We start from the raw sequence: 8300 nt of genomic DNA, 5'->3' as shown, positions 1-8300 counted from the left end.
TCGGCCGACGGCACCCGGCTGCAGATCTGGACCTGCGGCGGCGGCGCCAACCAGAAGTGGACGCTGCCCGGCGGCGGCCCCACCAACCCGCCCACGAGCACCCCGCCGACCTCCAACCCGCCCGGCCCGGGCGTCATGGCGGCGGCACCATACCTCTACGAGGGCTGGGGCAACCCGCCAAACCCGGCGACGGTCATGTCAGCGACCGGCGTCCGGTGGTTCACGATGGCGTTCATGCTCAACAACGGCAACTGCAACCCCCTCTGGGACGGCAGTCGCAGCCTGACCGGCGGGGTTGACCAGTCCACGATCAACACGATCCGGGCCAACGGCGGCGACGTCGTCATCTCGTTCGGCGGCGCGTCGGGCCCGTGGTTGGAGCACTACTGCACGAGCGCCACTGCGCTCGCCGCCGCCTACCAGAAGGTCATCTCGACGTACAACCTCAAGGCCATCGACATCGACATCGAGGGCACCCCGTACAACAACGCGACCGACCAGCAGAAGACCGTCGACGCGCTGAAGATCATCAAGGCGAACAACCCCGGCATCGTCATCTACATCACGCTGGGCAGCGGCACCAGCGGACCGGACGCCTCGCTGATCAACCGGGCGGCGGCCGCCGGCCTCGTGATAGACGGCTGGGGCATCATGACGTTCGACTGGGGCAACTCGACCGGCAACCAGGGCGTGCTCACCACCCAGGCGGCCGACGGCCTCAAGAACCGCCTCAAGACCGCCTACGGCTGGAACGACGACACCGCGTACCGCCACGTCGGCATCTCGTCGATGAACGGCATCACCGACGAGGGTGCCCGCGTGACCGTGGCCGACTTCCAGACGATCCTGGCGTACGCGCAACTGCACCACATCGCACGCTTCACGTACTGGTCGCAGAACCGCGACCGGCCGTGCCCGGGCGCGTACCCCAACGACGACACCTGCAGCGGCGTGAGCCAGAACGCGTGGGACTTCACCCGGGTGGTCGCGCAGTACAAGGGATAAGGGAACCGAAACGACGATGGCTGCCCCGTCGCGGGGCGGCCATCGTCGTTTACTTCGGCGGCAGCGCATCGCCCGGATCGGGGACGGGCCGCGTTGCACACTCCGGTGATCTTCTCAGTCGGGATCCCGACTGAGAAGATCAGTTGATGTCGCTGCGATGTCAGCCAGGACTCAGTAACGTCTGTTTATTGATCATCAGACGGAGTGAGCATGGGCAGACGAGTTACTGCGATGGCCAGCCTCGGGCTCACCCTTGCCCTCGCCGTGCTCAGTGGCTGTACCTCGGCGGGGAGCGGCCAGCGCGGCACACCCGGCGGCGGCGGTGCTGGGGCGACCGAGTCGGCGCGCACCTACGGGTATGGTCCCGCAAACGACAAGTCGATCAAGTACCAGCCGGATGTCGTCATCGTCGAGGGCGGCCCGAACGCGGTTCGCTCCGCGACCGGAGACGGGCTGACCTGGACCATCGATGGCAAGGCACGCGGCGCTTCCGACATCAAACCCGGTAAGGTCATGTATGCCACGAGCCGGGCGGTAGGACGCGTAGTCGACCTGCAGCGGGCAGGCGACGACATCGCGGTGACGCTGGCGCCGGTGACGCTCACCGAGGTGTTCCGGGACGCACACTTCACCATTGACCGGGCGATCGACGAGAGCGCGCTCGTCTACCAGGAGATTCCCGACCTGCCGGCGGCGGTGACCATTCCCGCGCAACCGCGCAACAAGACGGAACCGATCGCCTATACGGGCGGGGCGGGTGCGGACCAGACCGAAACGGTGCTGGCGTTGCACCCGATCCGGCTCGGCCCGGGGTCCAAGCGCCCGATGCCGCTGGCCAGGGAGGCGAACTCCACCGTGGCGGTCGGGGACTGGGAGGTCCAGCCGTATCGGTCGAGCGGCAATCTCGGTTTGAAGGTCGGTTACAAGGCCAACGAGAACCTCAAGGTCTTCGTCGACTTCTCGATGAAGGTCGACAAGCTGCGGATCCGTTCCGACGTGTCGATCTCGAACGGGACGATCGGCAGCCGCTCCACGTTCGCTCTCGACGGCATCAAGAGCATGGCGGTCGACATCGCCGCCGGCGCGGCGAACGGCGCGGACGACAACAAGAAGATCCGGGTCGAGGTTCCGGTCGAGATCAACATTCCCATTCCGGGTGAGCCGCTCATGTACAGCAACACCTGGAAGTTCATCGTCACCACCGCGCTGGGCGGCAAGAACGCGACGCTGACCGCCGGCGGGGAGTGGGCCCTCGACGGCCTCATCGGCATGGTCGACGGCTCGCTGGTGACGCCAGTCCTAAGCGTTACCAAGAGCATCATGGACTCGATCACGGGACTCTCCATCGGGGTCAGCGGCATCGTTTTCGCGGTCGAATGCAAAGTCCAGTTCGGTATCGGGATACCTGCCGCATTCGCTGGCCCCTACGCGAAGCTGGTCGTCGACCTCGGGGTGACCAACGGTTCGGCGCTCGGCGCTCCGCTGGCCCGATGTATTGGGGCTGCCCTTGACGCGAAGGTCGGTGGCGGCTTCGGGTTCAACCTGTCGTCGGACAAGTTGAAAGCCCTGCAGGCGTTGCTGCCCAAGACCGTGAAGTTTGAACTCGAGCGCGAGACGCTGGCGCCCTTCTTCCAGAGGAAACAGACCCTTCCGGACGTTCCGTTGTGTACTGGCCCCGCGTGAAGAGGGAGAGGTAGTCCGATGACGAGAATCCGTGTTGGTACGGCGGCGCGGGTGCTACCCGTAGCCGCGCTGGCGCTGTTCGGGCTGTTGGGATGCGGTAAGTCGGATGGCAAGACCGCCAACGGGGCGGCGGCGAACAAGGGAACGGCCACGTCCGCACCGGCTGACCCCGCCGAGGACGAATCGGCGGAGCCGGCCAAGGCCGCGGTGGATCCATGCAAACTGGTATCCCAACAGGAGGCCGAGAAACTCGCCGGCACCCGGCTCAACAGCGCACAGCCCGTTCGGGAAACCTGCACCTACACCGGGCCGGTGTCCGGACCAACAGCGCAAGTGGAGATCTACGTCGGGGACGGCGCGAAGAAGTTTCTCGAAATTGATCGCGACCTCGGCCACGACCTGCAGCCAGTGTCCGGCATCGGCGATGAGGCGCACCTCGAAGACGGCACGATATTCTTCGCCAAGTCGGGCACCTGGGTATCAATCCGTCTCGTCCGGCTCAACGATCCCGCCGAGAACCGCAAGCCCCTGGAGGAGGCGGCCCGGAAGGCAGCCAGCCGGATGTGACCGACCATCCTCGAACATGGATGGGTCGGTCGCGGCGGCCGATGGAGCCAGCGCAACGGCCGGCCCCATCGGCAACCTTGCCGATGGGCGGGCGGGACGCCGTGCTCACGTTAGCCATTGCGCAGGATCCGGTATCCGAGTGCGGGCGAGAGCCGCATGAGCGCTGGCAGAAGCTTGGCTTTGCCGACATAGATCTCGGTCGAGCCGCGACGGATGCCGGTGATCACTGCGGCAGCAGCGTCGGCCGCGCTGATCTTGCCTCGGCCACGCCCTCGGGTCATGTCTGTGTCGACGATTGGCAGTACCACGTCGATCACCCGGACGTGCGGCGCAGCATCCTGGCACTGGTAGCGCAGTGCGCGGGTGAAGACACGCACTCCTGCCTTGGTGGCGCAGTACACCGGTGCGGAACGCTTGGGGGTCACCGCCAATCCGGAGGTGATGTTCACGATCGCGGCGGCGGGCTGCCGGCGCAGGCGCGGCAACAGGCCGGTCGAGAGCGCTATGACAGCGTCGAGGTTGATGGCGACCTCGCGGCGAAGGGCGGCCCGCGTGGTCTGCGGAGCATCCCCGAGGAAGTCGGTGAGTGTCTGCACACCAGCATTGTTGACTACGATCGAGAGCTGGGGATGTCGATCAGTGAGCTCGCGTATGCAGATGTCGACCGCGTCAGGGTCGGCGAGGTCGACAGCCCAGGGCGTGACGCGGTCGGCGTAATCAGAGGCGAGCGACTCGAGGTGGCCGTGCTCGCGTCCGGCTGCCACCACATGCGCACCAGATTCGATGAACTGGCGGGTGAGCTCCCGCCCGATGCCGCGGGTTGCGCCCGTAACGAGGATGGTTTTGCCGACAAGGTTCATGCTTGTGCCGCTTTCAATAGTCGATCGGCGCGGTGGCCGAGGTGGGAACGCCGCTCAGCGGGCGAGCTGGCGAACGCCGATCGGTATGCCAACGGCGTCATGGCGGTCCGGCGTTTGAAGTCGCGGGTGAAATGCGGCTGGTCGGCGTATCCGGATGCGAAGCCGACGATGCTGAGCGGGTGCTCGCTATGCATGAGGAGGTCTGCGGCTGCTTCGGCCCGCGTCGCGCTGAGCAGCGCGTTGAACCCGCCATCGGCGCGCAAGCGCCGCTGAAGGCTACGCGTGGAAGTGGCAAGCTCGGCCGCGAGGCCACCCAGCGTCCAGCGGCGGCCGAGATCGCTGGCGAGGATGCGACGTGCGTGCGAAGCCGCATCGGTGACGGCCGGATGCACCGTCGATGCGAGCGATGACCAGGTGAAATGCCAGAGTGCGGTGCCGTGGCCGGGCGGTGGCGCCATGAAGACACCCTTGGCGAACACCACCGGAGCGCTATCAGGACCCAGCCTGACCGTGACTGCCTGGCCGCCAATCGCCGCGGTCAAGGCCGCCAGCACGCCCAGGATCAGCGCATCCTCAGCGGGCTCAGGCGGTGCTGCGGGCGGTCCGACATGCTCGGCGATGAGGTACTTTGGGCCCGCCTCACGAATCACGACGCGGTGGCGCGAGTGGGTGAAGCGTTCCAGTCGGCTCCATCGGGCGAAGAGATCGTGGGGGGTGCCGGAAGCCAGGAGAGCTGAGATGGCCGGATCAGGCGGTAGCTCCGCCAGGAACAGGCCCACCCGCAACAGCGGCAGCAGGCCGTGCGCCTCCGATACGCGCGCTAGGGTCCGCCGCTTGGCCTCCAACGGCAGCAGCGCGCCACTCAGCCTGGGCACGCCAACCGGTATTCCATCCCCGGCAAGCGCCCGCTGCACTGCCGCCACCAGCACCGCGCTTGCGAATTCCTCCACAACCCCTCCGTTCAACGCTGCCGGGAACGCTACGTCCATTGCATCGGGGCCGTCTTGAACGAGGACGCCAGATAGCGCACAGCCATCTCGTCCTGCGGGCTGTGGCTCGGCACGAAACAGCGGTGGGCAGCCGATGAGTGCGAACGTGATCATGCCAAGACGATCGACGGCAGGCGGGAACGGGGAACACGACGAGCGCGTCGGATCGAGCGTGAAGCGACTTCTTCTCGTGGTGCTGCTTGTCGGCGTCTGGTCCGGCACGAATGGGTGCGGCACGTCAGGCACCGGCGGCCAGCAGGCAGCGGGTGCTGCTCCCCTGCGGGGTTTCGGTATCGACGTGGACCAGGCGATCTCAGCCCGCGTGCCGCAGGTACACCTGCAAACCTGCGGTACATGGGGCTGCGCCGAGCAGGACGTGCCGCTGTTGATCGCCGGTCCGACGAGCACGGCGCCCTGCCCGGGGGCGTCGACGGGTCCCGACGCGGTGGCGTGCGGGCCGGTGCAGCTGCCAGGGCCGGGGCCGGGGTACGGCTACGCGCCAGTGCCGCAGTTGACCCTCGACCCTGCGATCGTGATCGTGACGACGCCGGCGGACGCGCCGATGCCGGTCTCCGCGGAGATACGGGTACAGCCGCGCCTGATCTGCCCGAACCCCGACGCCGAGCAGAGCGCGTGCGCGGGCGGCACGCCCCAGGCGCGGCTGCGCATCGCCGCGGACGGCACGGTCAACCAGACGGCCTGATCAGACGCCGCGCCGACGAGGCGGGACAACGCGATCATGCCGCATACCGCTCATCACTCGCGGTCAGGCCGATCGGTTCGGCGGGCTTCCGGTCATGCCGATGATCGCGCGTCGGGCGCCTCGGTTTCACCGGCCGGCAGCTGTGCATGGCTGCCGTCGATGGCCCAGGCCCCACCGATACTGGCCGTGTCTCTCAGCAGCGCGGCGCCCTCAGCCCAATCGATTGCCGTCCGGCTCACGGACCAGGCGGCCGGCGCCCAGTCGCCGCCGTCGAGTGGGACCGTGCGGCGGTGGTCGTGGACAGCATCGACGGGGTGCTGGCCGTGGTGACCGGGTAGCCCACGGCGGCAAGCTGACCCAGGCCGCCGGCCGCCCGAATGGCATCCCACAACTCGGCGGTGACCGCGACCGCGGACCGGCCGAACCCGCCGCAAGCTGACCCAGCGTCACGAACACGAGCACCCTGTCGCCGGCCGGGTGCCTTACCGTTTCCTCTCCCGGTGGCGAACACATTCCGCGGCTGCGGCGAATAGGGAGTGTGGTCGTCAACCAGTAAGGGAGATGGACTTGGCCGTGGTGACACATCCCGACACGCGACGCACGGAGACCGACGCCGACATCATCAGTGCGGCATGCCGTTCACCGGAGCGCTTCGCCGCTGTCTTCGACCGCCACTACCGGCACATCTACGCCTATGCGGCTCGCCGGCTCGGCCCGGATCTGGCCGAGGACGTGGCCTCGGAGACGTTCCTGGTCGCCTTCGACCGACGGGAGAAGTACAACGCGGCGCAGCCGGACGCGCGGCCCTGGCTCTTCGGCATCGCGTTGAACCTGATCATGCGGCACGGCCGGGCCGAGTCGCGCCGGTACCGGATGCTCGCCCGCACCGCGCCGGACGAGCAGGTCGCCGCCTTCGACAACCTCGTCGCCGGCCGGGTCGACGCGACGCTCGTGCGGGGGCGGCTGGCGACCGCCCTGGCCCGGCTGCCCCGGGCGGAGCGCGACGTGCTGCTGCTCGTCGCGTGGGCGGGGCTCAACCAGCAGGAGGCCGCCGCGGCGTTGGACATCCCCGCGGGAACGGCCCGGTCCCGGCTGCACCGGGCACGACAGGAGATGCGTAAGGCGCTCGGCGCCGACAACGTGGGGAGCGAGGCGTGATGGACGAACTGACAGTACTGCGCGAGGCGTTCGGGTCCGAGGACACCCCGTCGGCCGATTCGCACGACAAGGCCCGGGCAGCGCTGCTGCAGCGCATCGATACCGCTGGAGTCAACTCCGCCGGGGCACGTCCGGTGCGGGCCGGGCGGCACCGGCGTCGGTGGGCGCTGCGGGTCGGCCTGACGGCGGCCGTCGCCGCGGCGGCCGTGCTCGGCGCGGTCGCGGTCGAGAACCTCGGCACGGTCGACGACAACGGCAAGGGGCACCCGATCGTCAATGCCCTGCCGTTCCCGCAGCCGGCCAGCGCCGCCGAGGTGCTGGAGAACGCGGCCTGGGCAGCCGACCGCAAGCCGTGGAAGAACCCCCGCCCGGACCAGTTCATGTACAACGAGAGCCACCGGCTACGCGGCACCCCGGAGCGTGAGGCGCGCGAACCGAACGGCCCGCTGGTGGCCGGGAAGACCCGGGTCGTCGTGGAGCAGGAATGGAAGCGCATCGACGGCCGCATCCTCGCTCGCATGGACAAGGGCAATCTGGTCGTGATGAACAAGGACGAGGGCGCGTACTTCGCCCAGATCCCCTACACCGATCTGGTCAAGCTCACCACCCCGGAGAAGGTGCTCGCCTGGGACGCCGCACCTAAGCAGTACGGCGTCGTCCTGGATCAGCTGCTGGGTCAGTACGTCCTGCCGCCTGCGGTCGAGGCGGCCATGTTCCGGGCGATTGCGCGTGGCAACGGCGTGCGGCTCAACCCGGTCGCGGTCAACATCGACGGCCGACCGGCGATCGGCCTGGGCCGCACGATCGAGGGGTACCTGAGCCAGGAACTGTTGTTCGACAAGGCGACCTACAGGCTGATCGGCGAACGGATGGTCGCGATCGCCGACCACACCAACGTCGGCAACGACGGCACGTCGCAGACGCACAAGGGCGATGTGTTCCGCCAGGTGACCTACACAGCCTCGACGATCGTCAACAAGGTCGGCGACACCGAGTAACCAGCCCCATGCACATCAGGGTGCCGGCGCCGGCACCCTGATGTGCATGGGGTACCTGATCACCGCGGCTAGCCTCGCCCGGCGCAGGCGGCGTGCCGGCCTGGACGGCTGGCCGTCGCCTCGGGGATGACCACGGGGGCTTGGTCACCGTGCCGGGACGTCCCGTGGGGCTCGATCGGTCCGACGCCGGCCGGTTGCGGCCCGGCTCTGGTGGTAGCTCGACGCTCTCCGCGCGGCGACGGTCTAGGGCCTGTCTGATGGATCATGGTTGACGGCGGTCGGGTTTCGCGCGGAGCCAGATGATGATCGAGGCGATCCCGACCGTTGCCTCGTAACG

General features: G+C 68.2%; 8 protein-coding genes. 6 read left to right on the top strand and 2 right to left on the bottom strand.

Going from position 1 to position 8300, the window contains the following annotated elements:
• From AB0367_RS38465 to AB0367_RS38455, 3 genes are all read left to right on the top strand, one after another.
• The coding region (locus AB0367_RS38465; protein WP_366231460.1) for a chitinase at positions 1–1005 on the top strand (1005 nt) is incomplete at its 5' end.
• A gap of 231 nt (positions 1006–1236) precedes the next feature.
• On the top strand, positions 1237–2688 hold the full coding sequence (locus AB0367_RS38460) for a hypothetical protein (protein ID WP_366231459.1): 1452 nt from the start codon (positions 1237–1239) through the stop codon (positions 2686–2688).
• Between the two features lie 18 nt (positions 2689–2706).
• Positions 2707–3255, top strand: coding sequence for a DUF3558 family protein (locus AB0367_RS38455; RefSeq protein ID WP_366231458.1), 549 nt, complete (start codon positions 2707–2709; stop codon positions 3253–3255).
• Positions 3256–3365: 110 nt separating this feature from the next.
• Here AB0367_RS38455 and AB0367_RS38450 read toward each other — a convergent pair whose 3' ends face one another.
• Together AB0367_RS38450 and AB0367_RS38445 are read right to left on the bottom strand one after the other, a co-directional pair.
• The gene (locus AB0367_RS38450) at positions 3366–4115 is read right to left on the bottom strand and encodes an SDR family NAD(P)-dependent oxidoreductase (RefSeq protein ID WP_366231457.1); all 750 of its coding nucleotides are present in this window, start codon (positions 4113–4115) and stop codon (positions 3366–3368) included.
• The gene (locus tag AB0367_RS38445) at positions 4112–5065 is read right to left on the bottom strand and encodes a helix-turn-helix transcriptional regulator (RefSeq protein WP_366231456.1); all 954 of its coding nucleotides are present in this window, start codon (positions 5063–5065) and stop codon (positions 4112–4114) included. The genes AB0367_RS38450 and AB0367_RS38445 overlap by 4 nt, the downstream gene beginning before the upstream one ends.
• Positions 5066–5276: 211 nt before the next feature.
• Between AB0367_RS38445 and AB0367_RS38440 the strand changes: the two genes are divergently transcribed.
• The 3 genes from AB0367_RS38440 (at position 5277) to AB0367_RS38430 (ending at position 7963) form a co-directional block, all read left to right on the top strand.
• On the top strand, positions 5277–5807 hold the full coding sequence (locus AB0367_RS38440; RefSeq protein ID WP_366231455.1) for a hypothetical protein: 531 nt from the start codon (positions 5277–5279) through the stop codon (positions 5805–5807).
• Between the two features lie 573 nt (positions 5808–6380).
• Positions 6381–6965, top strand: coding sequence for a sigma-70 family RNA polymerase sigma factor (locus tag AB0367_RS38435; RefSeq protein ID WP_366231461.1), 585 nt, complete (start codon positions 6381–6383; stop codon positions 6963–6965).
• Positions 6965–7963, top strand: a complete 999-nt coding sequence (locus AB0367_RS38430) for a CU044_5270 family protein (RefSeq protein ID WP_366231454.1) — start codon at positions 6965–6967, stop codon at positions 7961–7963. The genes AB0367_RS38435 and AB0367_RS38430 overlap by 1 nt, the downstream gene beginning before the upstream one ends.
• Positions 7964–8300: the final 337 nt, after the last annotated feature.

Source organism: Dactylosporangium sp. NPDC051484 (assembly GCF_040689395.1).
In the GTDB taxonomy this organism is placed as follows: Bacteria; Actinomycetota; Actinomycetes; order Mycobacteriales; family Micromonosporaceae; genus Dactylosporangium.
Note: the sequence above shows the minus strand (reverse complement) of the source record. Positions and strands in the feature narration are given on the sequence as shown.